The organism is Streptomyces gelaticus (genome assembly GCF_014649535.1).
GTDB lineage: Bacteria > Actinomycetota > Actinomycetes > Streptomycetales > Streptomycetaceae > Streptomyces > Streptomyces gelaticus.
Genome location: NZ_BMTF01000003.1, coordinates 347,579 through 366,791 on the forward strand (window position 1 = coordinate 347,579; position 19,213 = coordinate 366,791).

At 72.2% G+C, this 19,213-nt stretch carries 20 protein-coding genes and 1 other RNA gene; 9 read left to right on the forward strand and 12 right to left on the reverse strand.

Translation table 11 applies throughout. From position 1 onward, the window contains the following. Positions 1 to 39 precede the first annotated feature (39 nt). Positions 40 to 1,344 (reverse strand): hypothetical protein, encoded by a 1,305-nt coding sequence (locus tag IE107_RS06420; protein WP_189541916.1) that lies wholly within the window; start codon positions 1,342 to 1,344, stop codon positions 40 to 42. Between the two features lie 199 nt (positions 1,345 to 1,543). On the opposite strand from IE107_RS06420, the gene IE107_RS06425 reads away from it, so the two are divergent. The 4 genes from IE107_RS06425 to IE107_RS06440 all read left to right on the forward strand — a co-directional run bounded on the left by IE107_RS06425 (position 1,544) and on the right by IE107_RS06440 (position 5,497). Then, on the forward strand, positions 1,544 to 2,584 hold the full coding sequence (locus IE107_RS06425) for an ABC transporter substrate-binding protein (protein ID WP_189541919.1): 1,041 nt from the start codon (positions 1,544 to 1,546) through the stop codon (positions 2,582 to 2,584). Positions 2,585 to 2,667: 83 nt separating this feature from the next. Continuing rightward, entirely contained in the window at positions 2,668 to 3,510 is an 843-nt protein-coding gene (locus IE107_RS06430) for a Nif3-like dinuclear metal center hexameric protein (protein ID WP_189541921.1), read from the forward strand. Beyond that, positions 3,507 to 4,250, forward strand: a complete 744-nt coding sequence (locus tag IE107_RS06435) for a zinc ribbon domain-containing protein (protein WP_189542136.1) — start codon at positions 3,507 to 3,509, stop codon at positions 4,248 to 4,250. The genes IE107_RS06430 and IE107_RS06435 overlap by 4 nt, the downstream gene beginning before the upstream one ends. Next, complete coding sequence (locus tag IE107_RS06440) at positions 4,250 to 5,497, forward strand: bifunctional RNase H/acid phosphatase (RefSeq protein WP_189541923.1); 1,248 nt, start codon at positions 4,250 to 4,252, stop codon at positions 5,495 to 5,497. The genes IE107_RS06435 and IE107_RS06440 overlap by 1 nt, the downstream gene beginning before the upstream one ends. Before the next feature lie 157 nt (positions 5,498 to 5,654). Here IE107_RS06440 and eda read toward each other — a convergent pair whose 3' ends face one another. Both eda and yaaA read right to left on the reverse strand, forming a co-directional pair. Then, a complete protein-coding gene (gene eda, locus IE107_RS06445; RefSeq protein WP_189541925.1) occupies positions 5,655 to 6,275 on the reverse strand; it encodes a bifunctional 4-hydroxy-2-oxoglutarate aldolase/2-dehydro-3-deoxy-phosphogluconate aldolase in 621 nt (206 codons plus the stop codon). Between the two features lie 96 nt (positions 6,276 to 6,371). Next, the gene (yaaA, locus tag IE107_RS06450) at positions 6,372 to 7,172 is read right to left on the reverse strand and encodes a peroxide stress protein YaaA (RefSeq protein ID WP_189541927.1); all 801 of its coding nucleotides are present in this window, start codon (positions 7,170 to 7,172) and stop codon (positions 6,372 to 6,374) included. Positions 7,173 to 7,334: 162 nt separating this feature from the next. Here yaaA and IE107_RS06455 point away from each other — a divergent pair, with 162 nt between their 5' ends. Beyond that, entirely contained in the window at positions 7,335 to 8,777 is a 1,443-nt protein-coding gene (locus tag IE107_RS06455; protein WP_373302401.1) for an RNB domain-containing ribonuclease, read from the forward strand. On the opposite strand, the gene IE107_RS06460 is transcribed toward IE107_RS06455, so the two are convergent. Further along, a complete protein-coding gene (locus IE107_RS06460) occupies positions 8,722 to 9,345 on the reverse strand; it encodes a hypothetical protein (protein ID WP_189541929.1) in 624 nt (207 codons plus the stop codon). The genes IE107_RS06455 and IE107_RS06460 overlap by 56 nt on opposite strands. Then, positions 9,342 to 10,085 (reverse strand): MerR family transcriptional regulator, encoded by a 744-nt coding sequence (locus IE107_RS06465; protein WP_189541930.1) that lies wholly within the window; start codon positions 10,083 to 10,085, stop codon positions 9,342 to 9,344. The genes IE107_RS06460 and IE107_RS06465 overlap by 4 nt, the downstream gene beginning before the upstream one ends. Positions 10,086 to 10,264: 179 nt before the next feature. On the opposite strand from IE107_RS06465, the gene IE107_RS06470 reads away from it, so the two are divergent. Then, the gene (locus IE107_RS06470; protein ID WP_189542138.1) at positions 10,265 to 10,834 is read left to right on the forward strand and encodes a Uma2 family endonuclease; all 570 of its coding nucleotides are present in this window, start codon (positions 10,265 to 10,267) and stop codon (positions 10,832 to 10,834) included. Between the two features lie 55 nt (positions 10,835 to 10,889). Beyond that, positions 10,890 to 11,291: RNase P RNA component class A (gene rnpB / locus IE107_RS06475), an RNA gene on the forward strand. 164 nt (positions 11,292 to 11,455) lie between these two features. On the opposite strand, the gene IE107_RS06480 is transcribed toward rnpB, so the two are convergent. The 5 genes from IE107_RS06480 to IE107_RS06500 all read right to left on the reverse strand — a co-directional run bounded on the left by IE107_RS06480 (position 11,456) and on the right by IE107_RS06500 (position 14,977). Beyond that, a complete protein-coding gene (locus IE107_RS06480; RefSeq protein ID WP_189541932.1) occupies positions 11,456 to 11,815 on the reverse strand; it encodes an ArsR/SmtB family transcription factor in 360 nt (119 codons plus the stop codon). 254 nt (positions 11,816 to 12,069) lie between these two features. After that, complete coding sequence (locus IE107_RS06485; protein ID WP_308434209.1) at positions 12,070 to 12,429, reverse strand: zinc ribbon domain-containing protein YjdM; 360 nt, start codon at positions 12,427 to 12,429, stop codon at positions 12,070 to 12,072. Between the two features lie 66 nt (positions 12,430 to 12,495). After that, the gene (locus tag IE107_RS06490; protein WP_189541936.1) at positions 12,496 to 12,927 is read right to left on the reverse strand and encodes an ATP-binding protein; all 432 of its coding nucleotides are present in this window, start codon (positions 12,925 to 12,927) and stop codon (positions 12,496 to 12,498) included. Further along, positions 12,924 to 14,567 (reverse strand): SulP family inorganic anion transporter, encoded by a 1,644-nt coding sequence (locus tag IE107_RS06495; RefSeq protein WP_373302406.1) that lies wholly within the window; start codon positions 14,565 to 14,567, stop codon positions 12,924 to 12,926. Before IE107_RS06495 ends, IE107_RS06490 begins: the two co-directional genes overlap by 4 nt. Positions 14,568 to 14,635: 68 nt before the next feature. After that, positions 14,636 to 14,977 (reverse strand): ArsR/SmtB family transcription factor, encoded by a 342-nt coding sequence (locus IE107_RS06500; protein WP_189541940.1) that lies wholly within the window; start codon positions 14,975 to 14,977, stop codon positions 14,636 to 14,638. 277 nt (positions 14,978 to 15,254) lie between these two features. On the opposite strand from IE107_RS06500, the gene IE107_RS06505 reads away from it, so the two are divergent. Next, positions 15,255 to 16,709: an MFS transporter gene (locus IE107_RS06505; protein ID WP_268246562.1), complete on the forward strand. Its 1,455-nt coding sequence runs from the start codon at positions 15,255 to 15,257 to the stop codon at positions 16,707 to 16,709. A gap of 90 nt (positions 16,710 to 16,799) precedes the next feature. Here the strand turns inward: IE107_RS06505 and IE107_RS06510 are convergent, their stop codons facing one another. Then, complete coding sequence (locus IE107_RS06510; protein WP_189541944.1) at positions 16,800 to 17,645, reverse strand: class I SAM-dependent methyltransferase; 846 nt, start codon at positions 17,643 to 17,645, stop codon at positions 16,800 to 16,802. 119 nt (positions 17,646 to 17,764) lie between these two features. Here IE107_RS06510 and IE107_RS06515 point away from each other — a divergent pair, with 119 nt between their 5' ends. Continuing rightward, the gene (locus tag IE107_RS06515; protein WP_189541946.1) at positions 17,765 to 18,379 is read left to right on the forward strand and encodes a TetR/AcrR family transcriptional regulator; all 615 of its coding nucleotides are present in this window, start codon (positions 17,765 to 17,767) and stop codon (positions 18,377 to 18,379) included. 59 nt (positions 18,380 to 18,438) lie between these two features. Here IE107_RS06515 and IE107_RS06520 read toward each other — a convergent pair whose 3' ends face one another. Next, entirely contained in the window at positions 18,439 to 19,200 is a 762-nt protein-coding gene (locus IE107_RS06520; protein WP_189541948.1) for a MerR family transcriptional regulator, read from the reverse strand. Positions 19,201 to 19,213 lie beyond the last annotated feature (13 nt).

Here is a 19,213-nt window from a genome sequence, read left to right on the forward strand (position 1 = left end):
GCGACCGCCGGATACGGCTGCGTGGGCCGGCCCCAGATTTTAACCAGGCACCGTGCGCCCCGTGAGAGGCGCCTGCCCCAGTGGAATCGGCTTGCACACGGGGAGAGGTGCGTCGGCGGCGGACGGTTGCATACCGCTTTCCGCGCCGGGTTCCGCCGACGTCCGTGAGCCCTGCTCGTCGTCGTCCGGTGCCTCCAGCAGGGCCACACCGCACGCCACGTTCCCGTGGGTGTACGGAAGTCTCAGCACGCCGTCCCGGGTCCACACCCCGCGGCCGGCCTGCCACCCCTGGGGAGCGGCGAGTCGATGCAGCCGGCGTCCGGCCGGGCGCCACACCCCGACCCAGCTGCCCGCCGCCCCGTCGATGCGCAGCGCCACCGCGCAGCTCTCCGGCATCAGCATCTGGCCCGGCTGCACGGCGAACGGCGTCACCGCCACATCGGCCGGGTGCAGGCACTCCGGGAAGCGCACCGGCAGACAGCTGCCGAGCACGCCCCACCCCAGCCGGTCGTGTCCCGGCGCGTCCGAGCGGATCAGCAGCAGTCCGCTGTCCGGGTCGGCGAGCAGCAGCCGGTCGTTGCTGTCCGGGGCGATCTGCAGCAGCGGCGTCACCTCGCCGCCCCGCTCCAGGTCCACGGCGACCGCCTTGACCGGGCCGCCGCCCGGCATACCCCGGTCCAGGGCCAGCATCCGGCCCGTCCGGTCCAGCCAGACGCCACCGGAGCAGCGCCCCGGGACCTCCGCGACCGGCTCGGGACCGCAGGCGCCGCCCGCCACTCGCCAGACGGAGGTGGAGTGCGCACCCGCCGACAGCGCGTACGCGCTCACACCGTCCGGCGTGGGCGGCAGCAGGGTCAGCTCCGCGCATTCGACGGAGCCGAGCGGGAGTTCACCGGTGCCGGGGCCGGTCGGATAGAGCAGCGACACCGCGTGCCGGTCCGCCACCCGGCGCCGGATCAGCACCCGCCCGTCGGCCAGCGGCAGCACCTCGGAGTCCGGCTCCTCCGGCTGGTCGAGGGGGAGTGGTACGGCGTACGGCTCGGGTCCGTCGAGCGTCCAGCGCTCCACGAACCACGCCCCGCCGGCCTCGCCGGACGCCTCGGCCGCCACTTGAGCGAGCGCGAGCCGGGCCGCGTACGAACCGTCCGCGGCGATCGTGAACGCGGGCACGGCAGGGGCCGTCCCGGGCGGCGCGCCCCTTCCACGCGCTTCCTCGGCTGCGTCCGGCGGGTCGTCCGGCACGCCGGACGCCTCGGGCTCGCCGTTCTCCCGGACCGCGTTCCCGTGGTCCTCGGCGGCCCCGGTCGCGCCTACGGTCCTGTTCTCGATGGCACAGACAGCCATGGACTGGTCACCTCCGGCAACCGAAGCTAGTTTTCGCACTTCCTGCCGAACAACGCGAGACCTGTCACTTCACACATAAGGGTGGCGATGCCGGTGTTCGCCTGAGGGGGAGGGGGTGGCTGTGCTGGGCGTGAGGTGAATGAGTAAGGTTAGGCAGCCCTAAGCAGTATCGGTGTGTTCGTTACAACTGGAGCAAGTGATGTCCCTTCGTCGCCGCGGCACCGCCGCAGTCGGCCTGGCGGTGGCTGCCGCCCTTTCCCTCTCGGCCTGCGGGAGCGAGGACGGAGGGTCGGGCGGCTCGGCCAAGTCCGAGGGCGGCGACAAGAAGGCGGCCGTCGCCACGGGCGGCAAGGACTTCGCCGACGCGGCGAAGAAGACGGCCGGGTACGGGACGGACGCCAAGGACGGCCAGTTCCCGCGCACCCTCACCCACGCCATGGGCAAGACGGAGATCAAGTCCGCCCCCAAGCGCGTCGTCGTGCTGGACGTCGGCGAGCTCGACAACGTCGTGTCGCTGGGCGTGAAGCCGGTCGGCTACGCGCCCTCCGAGGGTTCCGCGGCGATTCCCTCGTACCTGAAGAAGGACGCGGGCAACCCCAAGGACATCGGCACGATCAACAACCTCAACCTCGAGGCGATCGCCGGCCTGAAGCCCGACCTGATCCTCGGCAGCCAGCTGCGCGCCGCCGACAAGTACGACGAGCTCTCCAAGATCGCGCCGACCGTGTTCTCCATCCGTCCGGGCTTCACCTGGAAGGAGAACTACCTTCTCAACGCCGCCGCGCTGGACAGGACGGCGAAGGCGAAGAGCGAGCTCGGCGCCTACGAGGCCAAGGCGAAGAAGCTCGGCGAGGACATCGGCCCGGACAAGCCGACCATCTCCATGGTCCGCTACATGCCGGACCGCATCCGCCTCTACGCCAAGGCCTCCTTCATCGGCACCATCCTCGACGACGCCGGTCTGCCGCGGCCCAAGAACCAGCAGATCAACGATCTCGCCGCGGAGATCAGCCCGGAGAAGATCGACGAGGCCGACGCCGACTGGATCTTCACCGGCGTCTACGGCGACGTGAAGGCCACCGAGCGGGACACCACCCAGGCCAACCCGCTGTGGAAGAACCTGAAGGCCGTCAAGGAGGGCCGGGCCAAGGACGTCTCCGACGAGACCTGGTACCTCGGCCTCGGTGTCACGGCCGCCGACCTGGTCCTCGACGACCTCCGCGCCGACCTCGTGAAGTAACGATCCGCGAGCAGGCCGTGGCGGTCCGCACGGACCGCCACAGCCGCGGGCGACGGGGCACGGAGGGCAGGTAGCCTTTGCTTGTGCCCCGTCTGTCTGATGTCCTCGCCGAGCTCGACGTTCTCTGGCCGCCCGAGCGGGCCGAAGGCTGGGACGCGGTCGGTACCGTCTGCGGAGACCCCGGCGCCGTCGTCGACCGGGTGCTCTTCGCCGTCGATCCCGTCCACGAGATCGTCGACGAGGCGATCCGGCTCGGCGCCCAGCTGATCGTCACCCACCACCCGCTCTATCTGCGGGGTACGACGACGGTCGCCGCCGACACCTTCAAGGGCCGGGTCGTGCACACCCTCATCAAGCACGACATCGCGCTGCACGTCGCCCACACCAACGCCGACACCGCCGACCCGGGCGTCTCCGACGCGCTGGCCGGTGCGCTCGACCTGCGCGTCGAGGGCCCGCTCGTACCGGACCCGGCCGACCCCGCGGGCCGCCGCGGTCTCGGCCGGATCTGCGTGCTCGACCACCCCGAGACCCTGGCCGAGTTCGCCGCCCGCGCGGCCGCCCGGCTGCCCGCCACCGCGCAGGGCATCCGGCTCGCCGGCGACCCGTCCGCGACCGTGCGCACCGTCGCCGTCAGCGGCGGCTCCGGCGACAGCCTCTTCGACGCGGTGCGCGCCGCGGGCGTCGACGCCTTCCTCACCGCCGACCTGCGCCACCACCCGGCCTCCGAAGCCATCCAGCACTCCCCGCTCGGCCTGATCGACGCCGCGCACTGGGCCACCGAGTGGCCCTGGTGCGAACAGGCCGCGGCGCAGCTCGACGCGATTTCCGACCGCCACGGATGGGGCCTGCGGGTCCATGTCTCGAAGCAGGTCACCGACCCCTGGACCACCACCACCCACCACTCTTCTGGAGCCCCCAACTGAACGCCGCGCCCGCCGACCAGATCCGACTTCTCGACGTCCAGGCCCTCGACGTACGCCTGTCGCAGCTCGCCCACCGGCGCAAGTCGCTGCCCGAGCACGCCGAGATCGAGTCGCTCACCAGCGACCTCGCGCAACTGCGCGACCTGCTGGTCGCCTCGCAGACCGAGGAGAGCGACACCGCCCGCGAGCAGACCAAGGCGGAGCAGGACGTCGACCAGGTGCGTCAGCGCGCCGCCCGCGACCAGCAGCGCCTCGACTCCGGCGCGGTCACCTCGCCGAAGGACCTGGAGAGCCTCCAGCGCGAGATCGCCTCGCTGGCCAAGCGCCAGGGCGACCTGGAGGACGTCGTCCTCGAAGTGATGGAGCGCCGCGAGTCCGCCCAGGAGCGCGTCACCGAGCTGTCCGACCGGGTCTCCGCCGTCCAGGCCAAGGCCGACGACGCGACCGCCCGCCGCGACGCCGCGACCAAGGAGCTCGACGAGGAGGCCGCGAGCGTCACCAGGGAGCGCGAGGTGGTCGCCGGTTCGGTCCCCGCGGACCTGCTGAAGCTGTACGACAAGCTCCGCGTCCAGCAGGGCGGGGTCGGCGCCGCCCGCCTCTACCAGCGCCGCTGCGAGGGCTGCCGCCTGGAGCTGAACATCACCGAGATCAACGAGGTGAAGGCGGCGGCCCCGGACACCGTCCTGCGCTGCGAGAACTGCCGCCGCATCCTGGTCCGTACGGCGGAGTCGGGCCTGTAATGACCCAGCCGCGCCAGTTCGTCATCGAGGCCGACGGCGGGTCCCGGGGCAACCCGGGACCCGCCGGCTACGGAGCGGTCGTCATCGACCCGGTGACGGGGGAGACCCTCGCCGAGGCCGCCGAGTACATCGGCGTCGCGACGAACAACGTCGCCGAGTACAAGGGCCTCATCGCGGGCCTGAAGGCGGCGAGGGCGCTGGTACCGGACGCCGCGGTCCAGGTGCGGGTACGGATGGACTCCAAGCTGGTCGTGGAACAGATGTCGGGCCGCTGGAAGATCAAGCACCCCGACATGAAGCCGCTCGCGGCGGAGGCCGCCAGGATCCTGCCGGCCTCCGCCGTCACGTACGAGTGGATCCCGCGCGAGAAGAACAAGCACGCCGACCGGCTCGCCAACGAGGCGATGGACGCGGGCAGGCGCGGCAAGCAGTGGGAGCCGTCCGCGTCCACGGCCGCCCTCGACACCCCCCGGCCCTCGACCACCGCGGACCTCCCCCCGGTGTCCGGTCCGCCCGGTGACGCGGCGGCGGGCGCGGCCAAGGCCCGCGCGGCCCTGGCCTCCCGCCCCGGCGCCACCTCCCCCGCGGCCCCCCGGGTCGGCTGGGGAGCGGCACCCGACCTCGGGGCGCCCGCCACCTTCGTACTGCTCCGGCACGGCGAAACGGCCCTCACCCCCGAGAAGCGGTTCTCCGGCAGCGGCGGCAGCGACCCCGAACTCTCGGCGGCCGGCCGCCACCAGGCCGAACGCATCGCCCAGGCGCTGGCCGCCCGCGGCACGATCGAGGAGATCGTCAGCTCCCCGCTGCGCCGCTGCCGCGAAACGGCGGACGCGGTGGCGGCCCGGCTCGGCCTGGAGGTCCGGATCGAGGACGGTCTGCGCGAGACGGACTTCGGAGCCTGGGAGGGCCTGACCTTCGCCGAGGTGCGTGAGCGTTACGGCCCCGACCTGGACGCCTGGCTGGCCTCCGCGAAGGCGGCCCCCACCGGCGGCGGCGAGAGCTTCGCCGAGGTCACCCGCCGGGTGGCAGCCGCCCGCGACCGCCTCACCGCCCGCTACGCGGGCCGCACGGTGCTTCTGGTCACCCATGTGACGCCGATCAAGACCCTGATCCGACTGGCCCTCGGCGCGCCGCCGGAAGCCATGTTCCGGATGGAACTCTCGGCGGCCTCGGTCTCGGCGGTGGCGTACTACGCGGACGGGAACGTGTCGGTTCGACTGCTGAACGACACCTCGCACCTGCGGTGAGGCGGGGGAGGCGGCTCCCGCACGGATGTGACGGTGCGTCCGGCGGGCCTCGGAGCCGTTGAGTCCCGGCGGAACGACAGAGCGCCCTCCGCTTCGGCGGAGGGCAGGGGCGCCCGCGCACCCACCGGGCCCGGGACGGAGGGGCGGGCAGGGAAAATCAGCCGCGCAGCGCCGACGCCTCGCTCGCCAGCCGTTCCACGCGCGCCCAGTCCTTCGCCGCGACGGCGTCCGCCGGGACCATCCAGCTGCCGCCCACGCAGCCGACGTTGGGCAGTGCCAGATAGGACGGCGCGGACGCGAGGGAGATGCCGCCCGTCGGGCAGAAGCGGGCCTGCGGCAGCGGCGCGGAGAGCGCCTTCAGATAGGCCGTGCCGCCGGCCGCCTCGGCCGGGAAGAACTTCATCTCCGTGACCCCGCGCTCCAGCAGCGCGACCACCTCGGACGTCGTGGAGACACCCGGCAGGAACGGCACCCCCGACGCCTTCATCGCGTCCAGCAGCCGGTCCGTCCAGCCGGGGCTGACCAGGAACCGGGCCCCCGCGGCGACGGTGTCGGCGACATTCCGTACGGAGATGACCGTGCCGGCCCCCACCACCGCGTCCGGCACCTCGGCCGCGATCGCCCCGATCGCGGCCGGCGCCGCGGCGGTGCGCAGCGTCACCTCGATGGCCGGGAGCCCGCCCGCGACCAGGGCCCGCGCGAGCGGCACCGCGTCGGCGGCGTCCTCCAGGACGACTACGGGCACGACGGGGGCGAGGTCCAGCACAGAGGAGGTCATGGGCCCATCTTGCGCGACGTACACACCGTACGCAACGAGCGTTGCGCATGATGCAACGCGCAATGCTCGGTGAACCACCCTCGGACGGCCGGTGGCTCAGTGAATCTCCGTCACCACGACATCGAGCGACCACGCCCGCCCGGCCCGCGCCGGAGCCTCGGCCTCCACCACGTACCCGAGCCCGCGCAAGGCCTCCACCAGCTCCGCGGGCCTCTTCGGCCGCGCACCTGAGACCAGCAGATCGCGCACCATCCGCCCCTTCGTCGCCTTGTTGAAGTGGCTGACCACCGACCGCTTCTCGACCCCGTCCACCAGCTGGGAGTGCAGCACCCGCACGCTCGCCGTGCGCTCCGCCACCTCGCCCTTCGGTTTCCAGGCCGCGGCATAGGCGGAGGAGCGCAGGTCCAGGACGAGCCCCTCCCCGGCCGCCTCCGGCATCACCTGCACCATCGGGCCACGCCAGTACGCCCCGAGCGCACCCAGACCCGGCAGCTTCACACCCATCGAGCAGCGGTACGAGGGAATCCGGTCGCCCATCCGCACCGCGCCCCACAGGCCGGAGAAGACCAGCAGCGACTTCCCGGCCCGCCGCCTGGCCGCCGCGTCCAGGGAGGCCAGGTCCAGCGCGTCGTACAGCACACCCGTGTAGACCTCCCCGGCCGGACGCGTCCCGGCCGTCCGGAGCTCCACGTTCTTCGCGATCTCGCCGCGCAGCCCCTCGCTCAGTCCGAGCACCTCGCGCGCCTTCTCCTGGTCCGCCGCGCACAGCTCGACCAGCTCGTCGAGAACCGCCGCCCGCGCCTCGGCCAGGCCCGGAAGCGACAGCGACTCCGGCTTCAGGGGCGCCCCGCGCCCCGAGGCGGCCTTTCCTTCGGAGGGCGGCAACAGCACGAGCACGGCGGTTCTCCTTCGTACACACAGTCGGGGCGGCGGGCCTGGGCCTGTCCGGCGGATCAGGGCCGGACAGACCCAGACCCCGCGCCAGCGTACGGGCACCGCAGGAGCGGCCGGGCGGCCACCCGGGATGCCGCCCGCCCCGCCCCGCCATACGCTCGGTCCATGCCCCGCCGCCATCTCCGTATGACCGGGCCGGCCGACACCCCGCTGGGGGCGTCCCTGCGCGAACTGCGCACCGAGCTCGGCCTTTTTGACGACTTCCCGCCCGAGGTCCTCGCCGAAGCGGCACAGGCGGTGAAGGACCCGGCGGTCCCGGCCCACGAGGACGCGACGGACCTGCCGCTCTTCACCATCGACCCGCCCGCATCGACCGACCTCGACCAGGCCATGTACCTCGAACGCCGCCGACGCGGCTACCGGGTGCACTACGCGGTCGCCGATGTCGCAGCCTTCGTACGCCCCGGCGGCGCACTGGACGCCGAGGCCCACCGCCGGGTGACGACCCTCTACTTCCCCGACGGCAGGGTGCCGCTCCATCCCACCCTGCTCTCCGAGGGCGCCGCCAGCCTGCTGCCGGGGCAGACCCGCCCCGCCGTGCTCTGGCGGATCGACCTCGACACCGAGGGCGCCGCCGTGGTCACCTCGGTGCGCCGGGCCCTCGTCCGCAGCCGCGCCAGGCTCGACTACGCGGGCGTCCAGCGGCAGATCGACACGGACACCGCCGAGGAGCCCCTCGCCCTGCTCCGCGACATCGGACGGCTCCGCCGGGAGCAGGAAGTCGCCCGCGGCGGCATCTCCCTCAACGTGCCCGAGCAGGAGATCGTCGAGCGCGACGGCGGCTACGGCCTCGAATACCGTGCCCCGCTGCCCGCCGACGGCTGGAACGCCCAGATCTCCCTGCTGACCGGCATGGCCGCCGCCCGCCTCATGAACGAGACCGGCACCGGCATCCTGCGCACCCTGCCGGTCGCCCCGGACGGCGCCGTGGCCCGGCTCCGCCGCTCCGCCGAGGCGCTGCACATCGACTGGCCGCACCACGTCCCGTACGCCCAGGTCGTCCGCTCCCTCGACCCCCGGAAGGCCGACCACGCCGCGTTCCTCCAGGAGTGCACCACCCTGCTGCGCGGCGCCGGGTACACCGTCTTCGAGCACGGCGAACTCCCCACCCCCGCCGTCCACGCCGCCGTCGCCGATCTCTACACGCACTGCACCGCCCCACTGCGCCGTCTCGTCGACCGGTACACGGCCGAACTGTGCCTCGCCGCCGTCGCGGACCAGGACCCGCCCGAGTGGGTCCGCGCCGCGCTGCCCGGCCTGCCGAAGGAGATGGCGGACGGGGCCAGGCGCGCCAACACCGTCGAGCGCGAGTGCGTCGACCTCGTCGAGGCCGCGCTGCTCAAGGACCGGATCGGCGAGATCTTCGACGCGTACGTGGTCGATGTGTCGGAGCAGGAACCCACCACCGGCACCGTCCACATCGACGATCCGGCCGTCGTCGCCCGGATCGACGGCGGCGACACGAAGCTCCCGCTGGGGGAGCGGCTGCGGGTCAGGCTGGACCGCGCGGATCCTGGTTCGGCGAAGGTGCTCTTCGTCCCCGCGTGAGCGCGGCCGCGGCGGCCCCCGGATCATCCGCGTGGAACCGGACCGCCCGCGCCCGCCCGCGCTTCCCCAGCGGCCGCACGAACTCCACCGGACCGGCCAGCTCCACCGTCACCGTCGTCTGACCGCCCACGACCAGGTCGAGCACCCCGTCCGCGCCCAGCAGCACCGGCCCGCCCTCGGGAAAGCGCCGCTCGACCCGCGCGCCGGTGACCGCATCGGCGGGAATCCGCAGGTCGAACCGCCCGCCGTAGCGAATCCGCAGCGCACCGTCGGCGTCCACCACATGCGGCCGGGTCACGCAGGAGGCGTGCAGCGCCAGGACGAACACCACCCCGTACACATCGAGTACGAGCAGCACACCGTGCACGACCGGCCACGGGACCAGCAGGGCCAGCATCACCGTCTCGACCAGGGAGACGAACAACAGGCCGTACATCATCGCGGTCTGCGGCCCGGTGTACGGGACGGCGAGGGCGCCCTCGGGAACGGCATGACGCCGCCGCAGCACCCAGAGCCCGAGACTGTGCAGGGAACGCATCTCGTGCCCGACGAGGCGGCGCACGCTCATTCCGCACCCCTCTCCGCCACGCGCGCCGCCAGGGCCGCCATCACCCGGCGCACCACCTCGGCCTGCGCGGGCGCGTAGTCGTCGAGCAGCGCCTCACCGATCCCCGTCATGACCGGCCCGTCCGAAGGGATCGCCGCCAGGACCTCGTCCGGCACCGCAGCCGCCAGCTCGGCGGCGAGCGCGGGGATCCGGGGATCGCTCACGGCCGCCCCGGCCAGCTCGTCCAGCCGCTCGTACAGCGCATGCACGGCCGGGTCCTCGGCCAGCGGCGCGAGTGCGGCGTGGATCTCGGCGCCGACACCGGTGGTGTCCAGCAGGACGAGATGCTCGCGGTCCTTGGCGGCCATGGGCGAGCCGGTCGCCGGCGCCGTACCCAGCAGCTCGGCGAGGGCCGGCGACACGGGCTCCTCGGCGGAGACCGGCCCGTCCAGCAGCCGGGCCAGCCGGCGCCGCCGCTCCCGGATCTCGTTCTCCTGCCGGGCCAGATCCGCGTCCAGCCCGGCCAGCACCTCCATGAGCTCGCGCCCCGCCGCGTCGGCGAGCACGTCCCGCACCTCGTCCAGCGCCAGCCCGAGCTCGGTGAGCCGCCGGATCCGGGCGAGCACCACGGCGTCCCGCACGCTGTAGACGCGGTAGCCGTTGGCCCGGCGACCCGGCTCGGGAAGCAACCCGACGTGGTGGTAGTGCCGGATCGCCCGCGAGGTGACCCCGACGAGCGCGGCTATCTCTCCGATACGCATGGACCCAGTAGAAACGTTGACGCTGCGGCAGGGTCAAGCACTCGCCGCACCTCTCCGTATCCGACAACACCGCGCCCGCCTGTGCCACGATCGAGGGGTGTAATCCCCTCTCACGGACGGCGGGTCCACCGATGCCCCAATCTGGCGAGCGACCGAGGAAAGGGCGTGACATGACTGCCATGCCGCACGAACCGCTCACGCAGGCGGACGTCCTGCTGGAGGGCTTCCTGGCGCTCGATACGCCGGAGGGCTTCCGGGCCGAGCTGATCGAGGGGGAAATTGTCGTGACGCCGCCGCCGGACGGGGACCACGAGGACTACATCAGTCTGATCATGAAGCAGGTGATCAGGCTGGCCCGGACCGACATGGACTTTTCCGGGAACAAGGGATTGAAGCTGACGAGCGGCGGACGCTGTCCCAAGAACCACGTCATTCCCGACGGCACCTTCGCCCCCACCGAACTGCGTCTGTACCGGGGAGCCGACCCCTGGATGCCGTGCGAGGGAGTGGCCCTCGTCGTCGAGGTCACCTCGACCAAGCCCCGGGCGGACCGCACGGACAAGCGCCACTGCTACGCCCGCGGACCCATCCCGCTCTACCTCCTGGTGGACCGGGAGCAGTCCTCGGTGACGCTGTTCAGCGACCCGGAGGGCGACGACTACCGGCAGCACTGCACGATCCCGTTCGGCAAGCGGCTCGCTCTCCCCGCGCCGTTCTCCTTCGATCTGGAGACCGAGGAACTCATCTGAACCCGGCCCCGACCGGCCGCCCTCGCCGGACGGGTAGCATGGTCGGCACGGCAGACGAGCCGGGCGGACGGCCGCGTGGGGATCCCCGGATCTCCCCGAGGAACGTCCGGGCTCCACAGGGCAGGGTGATGGCTAACGGCCACCCGGGGTGACCCGCGGGACAGTGCCACAGAAAACAGACCGCCGGGGACCTCGGTCCTCGGTAAGGGTGAAACGGTGGTGTAAGAGACCACCAGCGCCTGAGGTGACTCAGGCGGCTAGGTAAACCCCACCCGGAGCAAGGTCAAGAGGGGCCGTCGCAAGACGGCCCTGCGCGAATGATCGAGGGCGGCCCGCCCGAGTTCGCGGGTAGACCGCACGAGACCGGCAGCAATGCCGGTCCTAGATGGATGGCCGTCTCCCCGGCCGCCGCGAGGCGACCGGGCGACAGAACCCGGCGTACAGCCCGACTCGTCTGCCGCTCAGGGCTTCTGACCAGCGAAAGCACAGGTCAGAGGCTCTTTTTCGTGGAACTGGCGGGCGTCGCCTCACCCTCTCACGTACTGATTCGAAACGGACCTGACGGCTACGAAGGCAGTCACGCTTCGCCGGGTCGTTCGTTCAGGTACGAGGGGCGGGGCCTCAGGACGGTTCGCGATGGCTCGGGGTGCCGGATTCGGCGGCCTTGAGGTCGGCCAGCAGTTCGGCCTGTCCGGCCAGTACACCGGACAGGATGCTCCGCGCGACCCGCAGCAGCTCCGCGACCTGTGGATTGGCCAGCGAGTAGTAGACGGCCGAGCCCTCCCGGCGGGGGAGGACGAGGTTGGCCCGGCGCAGGACCGCCAGCTGCTGGGAGAGGTGAGCCGCCTCCACGCCGATCTCGGTCAGCATCTCGGAGACCGCGTGCTCCCGCTCGCTCAGGAGCTCGAGCACTCTGATCCGCACCGGGTGGCCCAGCGTTTTGAAGAATTCGGCCTTCAGCTGGTACAGCGGCGCGCTCACCGCACCCGCCCCGTGCCCATGAGGGCCGTCGGGCTGCCGGACGCCCGCTGTCGTGCGTGCACCACGCATCGCATCCACCCAGAACTCTTCACCATGAGGACATCCTCGCGCCCTCACGCCGATGTGATGACCTCGGGAATTGCCCAAGGTTAGCAATACGGAGGTCATGAGCGGGAGGGCTGGCTGCGCCTCCCACGACGGCGGTCCGTGCTCCGGCGGGGGCGGGGCGCAATCGTGGGAGGCCGGAGCGCGGGTCAGGCCTTCTTGACCACGCTGGACTTGAGCTGCATGGGGCCGAACCCGTCGATCCTGCAGTCGATGTCGTGGCCGTCCACGCCGTCCACGAGGCGGATATTGCGCACCTTCGTCCCGGCCTTGATGCCGCTCGGGCTGCCCTTGACCTTCAGGGTCTTGATCACGGTGACGGTGTCGCCGTCGGCGAGCACGTTGCCGACCGCGTCCTTGATCTCCCCGCCCGCGCCCGCGCCCTCGCCCGTCGGCTCGGCGGCGGTGGGCGACCACTCATGGCCGCACTCGGGGCAGATCAGGAGTGCGCCCATCTCGTAGGTGTACACGCCGGAGCACTCGGGGCACGGCGGCAGCGCCTCGGTCACATCGCTCATGGTCTTTCCTTGTCTTTCCTTGCCTCGTTCGTTCCTGTGCAGTGCCTGCACCAGGCTTCAGGGGGTCTTCCGAAGGGGGAGGGTGATCCAGATGCTCTTGCCCCGGCCGTCCGCGTCGCCCCGGACGATCGCGGTGCCGCCCAGGCCGAGGGTGAGTTCCATGACGGTGTCCAGTCCGCCGCCACCGGTCCCGGCGACTGCCAGCGGGGGCCGGTACGGGTGGCGGTCGTGGACGGCGAACACGAACGTGTCCTGGCCGGCCGCGTAGATCACGGTGACGTTCGGGGATGTCGGGGCCGCGTGCCGGACGCTGTTGGTCACCAGCTCGGAAAGGATCAACAGGGCCGGATCGACGGCGGGGTCGCGTCGGCTGATGCCCCACTCCGCGAGGACCTGTTCGGTGGTCTCGCGGGCGATCCGTACGGCCGAGCCCATCGTGGGCAGGGTCAGGACGTGCCGCAGGGGCAGGGCGTCGAGCTGGGCGCTCACCGGACGGCCTCGGCGGTATCGGGGGCGGCGGGCAGGACTCCGGTCCGGTGCAGGTGGGCACGGGCCGCGGCGATGGCCTCGGGCGTGGTGGCGTACTCCCGGCCCTCCCGGCGGAGCAGGTCCAGCGCGCCGACCGATTCAAGAGTCCGGCGCTGACCTGGGCGTACCCCGGAGGTCAGCACGGCTATGCCGCGCCGGTTCAGTTTCTCCACGGCGTCCTTGAGGACCAGGGCGCCGGTGGCGTCCATCGTCGATACGCGCGACATGCGCAGGATGACCACCCGCACGTCGGCGACCTCGCTCAGCTCCAGGAGGAAGCGGTGGGCGCCGGCGAAGAACAGCGGCCCGTCGATGCGGTACGCGACGATGTGCTCGGCCAGCAGCGCGTGCTCCTCGTCGCTGTGCTCGCCGGGCAGATCCGCTCTGAAATCGACCTGGTCCATCCGGGCCTGACCGGCGACCGCCCGCAGCGCCAGGGCGCCCGCCACAGCCAGGCCGATGATCACGGCGTACACCAGGTCGAGCACGAGCGTGGCGGCGGCGGTCAGCACCAGCACGATCGCGTCCGAGCGGGTCGCACGGGCCATCGCCCGCAGCGCACCGACCTCCACCATCCGGATCGCGGTCGCCAACAGCACCCCGGCGAGCGCGGCCAGCGGGATCCTGGAGACGAGCGGGGCTGCGGCGAAGACGATCACGGCCAGGACGGCAGCGTGGGTGAGGGCGGCGAGCCGGGAGCCCGCGCCGGTCCGGACGTTGACAGCGGTACGGGCGATCGCCGCGGTGGCGGGGACTCCGCCGAACAGCGGGGCCGCCAGGTTCGCGATGCCCTGCCCGAACAACTCCTTGTCCGGATCATGCTGCTGACCCACCGTCATGCCGTCCGCGACAGTCGCCGACAGCAGCGACTCCAGCGCGGCAAGTGCCGCGACCGCGACGGCAGGGGCGAGCAGCGACCCCAGCGCGGACAGGTCGAGGAAGCCGAGGGAGGGCGCGGGCAGACCGGAGGGCAGGTCGCCGATCGGGGTGGCCGCGTCCAGGTGGAAGAGCTGAGCCGCGAGGGTGGCGGCGATCACCGCGATGATGGAGAAGGGGACGGTGGGCCGCCACCGGGCACCCAGCAGCATCACGGCCGCCACGCCCACGGCGAGGGCGACGGCGGTCCAGTTCGGGGTCCGTACGAACTCCTCGGTTGCGCGCCAGGCCACCACCAGGACCTTGTCGCCCTCCGGTTCGGCGACCCCCAGCGCGTTCGGCACCTGCTGGAGACCGATGACGCACGCGATACCGAGCGTGAAGCCCTCCACCACCGGCGCCGGGATGTAGCGCATGGAGCGGCCGGCCTTCAGCAGCGCGAGCACGATCAGCAGCACGCCTGCCATCAGCCCGACCGTCAGCACCCCGCCCGGCCCGTACTGGGCCATGATCGGCACCAGCACCACCGTCATCGCCCCGGTCGGCCCGGACACCTGGAGGTTGGAGCCACCGAACAGCGCCGCCAGTGCGCCCGCCACCACGGCGGTCGCCAGCCCCGCCCCGGCACCGAGCCCGGAGGAGACGCCGAAGCCCAGGGCGAGCGGCAGCGCGACGACGGCGACGGTCAGACCGGCGAGCAGATCACGACGCGGGTTGCGGCCCATGACCGCGAAGTCGGCGCGGGCGGGCAGCAGGGAAGCGACCCGGCCCCAGGACCGGGCGAGCACGGTACTCACTCCGCAGCGACCTCGGCTTCCCGCAGCTCGGCCAGGAGTTCGTTCCGCCCGGCCAGCATCTCGGTGAGGATCCGGCGCGCGGCCCGCATCAGCTCCGCCACGTCCCCGCCGGGCAGCTCGTACACCACGGTCGAGCCCTCTCTGGCCGAGGTCACGATGCCGGAGCGGCGCAGCACGGCCAGCTGCTGGGACAGCGCCGACGGCTCCACCTCGATCGCGGTCAGCAGATCGCGTACCGGCATGGGACCGTCCTGGAGCAGCTCCAGGACGCGTATGCGGACCGGGTGTCCGAGCATCCGGAAGAACTCGGCCTTGGCCTGGTACAGCGGAACCGGCACGGTTCTCGGACTCCCTCCACCATCCGGATGCCCCGGGATGCCTTGTCGGCCGTGCCCGCGGCTACCTGCGGGCACGGCCCGTACAGCATGTAGTGAATTGCAGAATTTCGCAATTAATGGATTCGTGGAGAGTTTGGCTGCCGTGACGAATGAAGGCCGGCGGGGTCTCCCGTGAGCAGGGGCCGACTTCGTGGTGCCATGCACTGGCCATGCATACCCCATGGGGGTATATTCGCGATGCGTAGATACCCCCCTCCTGTATAGGAGTGTGTTTGCAGTGACCGCATCAACCGCACCAACCGCATCAACCGATTCGCGGAGATGGTCCGCGCTCGCGCTGATCGCCCTGGCTCAGTTCATCGTCATCATGGATACGTCGATCATCGGCGTGGCCCTGCCCGAGATGCAGGCCGACCTGGGCTTCTCCCAGGAGAACCTGTCGTGGGTGTTCAACGCCTACGTCGTCGCCTTCGGAGGGCTGCTGCTGCTCGGCGGGCGGCTGTCCGACCTGCTCGGCGCCAGGCGCCTGTTCAGTGCCGGATGGATCGTCCTCGCCGCGGGCTCCCTCACCGCCGGTCTCGCGGGTGAGGTCTGGGTCGAGCTGACCGGGCGGGCCCTCCAGGGTGTGGGCGCCGCGCTGATCGCCCCGTCCGCGCTCACCCTGCTGATGACGCTGTTCGGCTCCCGGCCCCAGGAGCTGGGGAAGGCCTTCGCGCTGTACGGTGCGGCCGCCCCGGCCGGCGGCACCGCCGGAGTCTTCCTCGGCGGGGTCATCACCCAGTACGCCAGCTGGCCCTGGGTGTTCTACATCAACATCCCCGTCGCGCTGATCGTCCTGGTCGCCACGCCCGCCGTCATGCCTCCGGGCGCGGGGCGGCGCGGCTCGATCGACCTGGCCGGCGCGGTCACCGTCACGGCGGGCCTCGCCGCCGCCGTCTACGCCATCGTCCGTGCCCCCGAGACCGGTTGGGGCTCCGCCGAGACCTGGCTGGTCCTCCTGGCAGGTGCGGCACTGATCGCCGCGTTCGTCGCGATCCAGTCCAAGCGGCGCGAGCCGCTGATGCGGCTGGGGATCTGGCGGGCGCCCAACCTGGCCGGTGCCAACATCGCCCAGCTGCTCATGGCCGCCGCGTGGATACCCATGTGGTTCTTCCTCAACCTCTATCTGCAGCAGGTCCTGGGACTGGGCGCCTTCGCCTCCGGCTCCGCGCTGCTGCCCATGACCGTCGCCATCATGATCATGATGATCGTCCTGGCGCCGCGCCTGATCTCCCGGTTCGGCCCCAAGCCCCTCATCGTCATCGGGCTCCTCGCGCTCGGCGCGGGTATGTTCTGGCTCTCGCTGGCCCGGCCGGACGGAAACTTCCTCGTCGACGTCCTGCCCGCCTCGCTGCTCTCGGCGGTGGGCATGTCGCTGGCGTTCATCCCCTCGCTCGGCACCGCGCTCTCCAGTGCCCGCCCGGAGGAGGGCGGCCTCGCCTCGGGGATCGTCAACACCAGCTACCAGGTCGGCTCCGCCCTCGGCCTGGCCGCCATGACCGCGCTCGCCGCCGCGCACGGCGCCCGCGAACTCGGTGACCCGGTGGCCCTCACCGACGGCTTCTCCGCCGCCTTCCTCGGAGCCGCGGCCCTTGCCGTGGTCGGTGCCATCGCCGCCCTGCTCACCCTGCGCACCGCACCCGCCGCCGAAGGCGCGGGCAGCGATGAAGCACCGGAAAAGGCCGCAGCCTGAAAGGGGGCGGCTGTCCATCGATGACCGAGGACGGGCGGCGCCTGCCGCCGAGGGTGGATCTCCGCCCCGGCAGCGGACGCCGCCCGCCCGTCACCCGGGTCGTCGGGCGGTCACCAGCAGGGCGGCGGTGCGGAGTCGGAGTGCGCCCTCCCGTTCGTGGGGGCTCAGGAGGTCGACGAGCCTGCGCCGGGCCCGGTCCCGGACGTCCTTTCCGGCCTGGTCGATCAGGTACCGGCCGGGGCCGGAGTCCAGCAGGAATCCGGCGGCGTCGGCGGCGTCCCGGCCCCAGGTTCCGTACGCTTCGGCAGGCGCGGTGCCGACCGCCTCGTACCCGGCGCGGGACAGTACGTCGCGTACGGTCGCCGGGTCGGCCAGCGAGAACATGCCGGGGCCTCCCGGAGCGCCCAGTCCACCGACGGGCAGCAGGTCGCGCAGCCCCTGCATGGCCAGCAGCCACTCGGTCCGGCCGGGCTCCGCGGGGCAGACGAAGGCGATGCGGCCGCCGGGGCGCAGCGCCCGCCCGATGTTGGCGAACGCGGCGACGGGATCGGCGAAGAACATCACCCCGAAACGGCTGATGGCCACGTCGAAGGTCCCGGCACCGAACGGATGGACCTGGGCGTCCGCCTGTTCGAACGCGACATTGCCGAGCGCCTCACGCCGCGCGGACTCCCGCGCACGGGCCAGCATCGGCGCCGACAGATCGAGCCCCAGTGCCCGCCCGTCGCTCGCCCGCCGGGCGGCGAGACGGGTGGTGCACCCCGCCCCGCAGCCGATGTCGAGGACGCGGTCCCCCTCGGCGATCGCCGCGGCGGTGAGCAGGGGTTCATTGAATCCCGCGTTCACGCTGTCCCAACGGGCCTGGTGGGTGGCCCAGTAGGTCCCCTCGTAGCCGTTCCACGCCTGCTCCTGCTCTTTGTTGGCGATGTGTCTCATGCGGTGCTCCCAGGTGGATGCGGGTGCCCGGAGGCATGGGGAAAACTAGTATGGGCAAGCGCCCATTCAAAGGTATGGGCAATCGCCCATACTGTAAACACAACGAGAGGGAGGGGCCCATGTCACCGCGTGGTGTAACGACTCCGGACGTCCGCGAGCGGCTGTTCGGTGCCGCGGAGCGGGTGCTGGAACGCGAGGGGCCCGGAGCCCTGACGAGCAGGGCGATCACCGGCGAGGCCGGTTGCGCGAAGGGCCTGCTGCACGCTCATTTCTCCGGACTGGACGAGTTCGTCGCGGAGTTGGTCCTGGACCGGTTCGCGCGAGTGGCCCGGCACGCCGAAGGGCTCCGGGAACGGGTGGGGCAGGGCACCGTCGCGGAGAACCTGCTCGATACCGCTCTCGCGCTGCTGTCCTCGGCCGGCCCCACCGTCGCGGGCCTGGCGCTCACCCGCCCCGCGGCGTCCCTGCGCATCCGCGAGGCCCTGGTGGGCGGCGCCCCCGGCTTCGGCACGGTCCAGGACGCGATCGCCGACTACCTGGACGCGGAGCGGCGGGGCGGCCGGGTCGCGGAAGGGGCCGACACCGCCACCGCGGCCCTCGCCCTGGTCGGAACCCTCCACCACCTGCTCATGACCGGCGGCCCCGACCGGCAGAACGCACAGGAGCGGGCCGGACAACTGGTCGCCCTGCTCGAATCCGCCCTGTGCGCCGGGACCGGCGGCCCCGCCGGGTGAGCCGGCCCGGAAACGGGGCGCCGCCGCGGATCCGTTCCCGCGACGGCGCCCCCTCCGGCTCAGCCCAGCCGGGTCGTGACGTACGCCTCGATGGCATCCCGCTGGTACGCGGCCAGGCCCGGCGCGATCGACTCGTACGCCGCGCGCCACTGCTCGTTCTCCACGCAGGCACGCCCGATCGCCCGGTACTCCTCGGCGGAGACCGTCCGGAGCGCCGTCAGCGCCCGGTGCTGGGCCTCGATCTCGGCCTGCACCGGATCGGCCTCGGCGGGCACACCTGCGGCCAGCAGCTCGGCCAGCCGGATCATCTGCGCCGTGCGCTCGCGGTGTCCGGCCTCGATCTGCGCCTCGCTCATCGTCGAGGTGTGCCGGTCGATGTCCCCGGCCAGGTCCGGGAAGTCGCGCAGGCTCTCCCTGTACTGGGCGGGCCGGATGCCCTCGAAGAGGTTCTCCGGTCGGTTGATGGCGGTCATGGGGCCACCGTCCTTTCTGGACTCCTCCAGTTCGGTGATCGTGCGGGAGACGGCGCCGGCCAGCGTGTCGATCCGGTCGCGCTCGGCGAGAAGCCGGCGGTGGTGACCGCGCAGGGCCTCCACCTCGTCGACCTGCTCGGCCAGGATCCGCCCGATCTCCGGCAGACCCAGGCCGAGCGCCCGCAGCACGAGGATCTGCTGAAGCCGGAGCAACTCGCCCTCCCCGTAGCGGCGATGGCCGTTGGAGCCGGTCCTCGCGGGCGGCAGCAGGCCGATCTCGTCGTAGTGCCGCAGCGTCCGAGCCGTCACACCGGACATCCGGGCGACCTCCTCGATCGGCCAGACCATCGCCGCCTCCCTC

Bases quoted from the DNA above. Each gene is read 5' to 3' on its own strand.
- IE107_RS06440 (WP_189541923.1), top strand. From the start codon at position 4,250: ATGACCCAGCCGCGCCAGTTCGTCATCGAGGCCGACGGCGGGTCCCGG.
- IE107_RS06455 (WP_373302401.1), top strand. From the start codon at position 7,335: ATGCCCCGCCGCCATCTCCGTATGACCGGGCCGGCCGACACCCCGCTG.
- IE107_RS06460 (WP_189541929.1), bottom strand. From the start codon at position 9,345: ATGAGCGTGCGCCGCCTCGTCGGGCACGAGATGCGTTCCCTGCACAGT.
- IE107_RS06425 (WP_189541919.1), top strand. From the start codon at position 1,544: ATGTCCCTTCGTCGCCGCGGCACCGCCGCAGTCGGCCTGGCGGTGGCT.
- IE107_RS06465 (WP_189541930.1), bottom strand. From the start codon at position 10,085: ATGCGTATCGGAGAGATAGCCGCGCTCGTCGGGGTCACCTCGCGGGCG.
- IE107_RS06495 (WP_373302406.1), bottom strand. From the start codon at position 14,567: ATGGGCCGCAACCCGCGTCGTGATCTGCTCGCCGGTCTGACCGTCGCC.
- IE107_RS06470 (WP_189542138.1), top strand. From the start codon at position 10,265: ATGCCGCACGAACCGCTCACGCAGGCGGACGTCCTGCTGGAGGGCTTC.
- IE107_RS06510 (WP_189541944.1), bottom strand. From the start codon at position 17,645: ATGAGACACATCGCCAACAAAGAGCAGGAGCAGGCGTGGAACGGCTAC.
- IE107_RS06520 (WP_189541948.1), bottom strand. From the start codon at position 19,200: ATGGTCTGGCCGATCGAGGAGGTCGCCCGGATGTCCGGTGTGACGGCT.
- IE107_RS06515 (WP_189541946.1), top strand. From the start codon at position 17,765: ATGTCACCGCGTGGTGTAACGACTCCGGACGTCCGCGAGCGGCTGTTC.
- eda (WP_189541925.1), bottom strand. From the start codon at position 6,275: ATGACCTCCTCTGTGCTGGACCTCGCCCCCGTCGTGCCCGTAGTCGTC.
- IE107_RS06420 (WP_189541916.1), bottom strand. From the start codon at position 1,344: ATGGCTGTCTGTGCCATCGAGAACAGGACCGTAGGCGCGACCGGGGCC.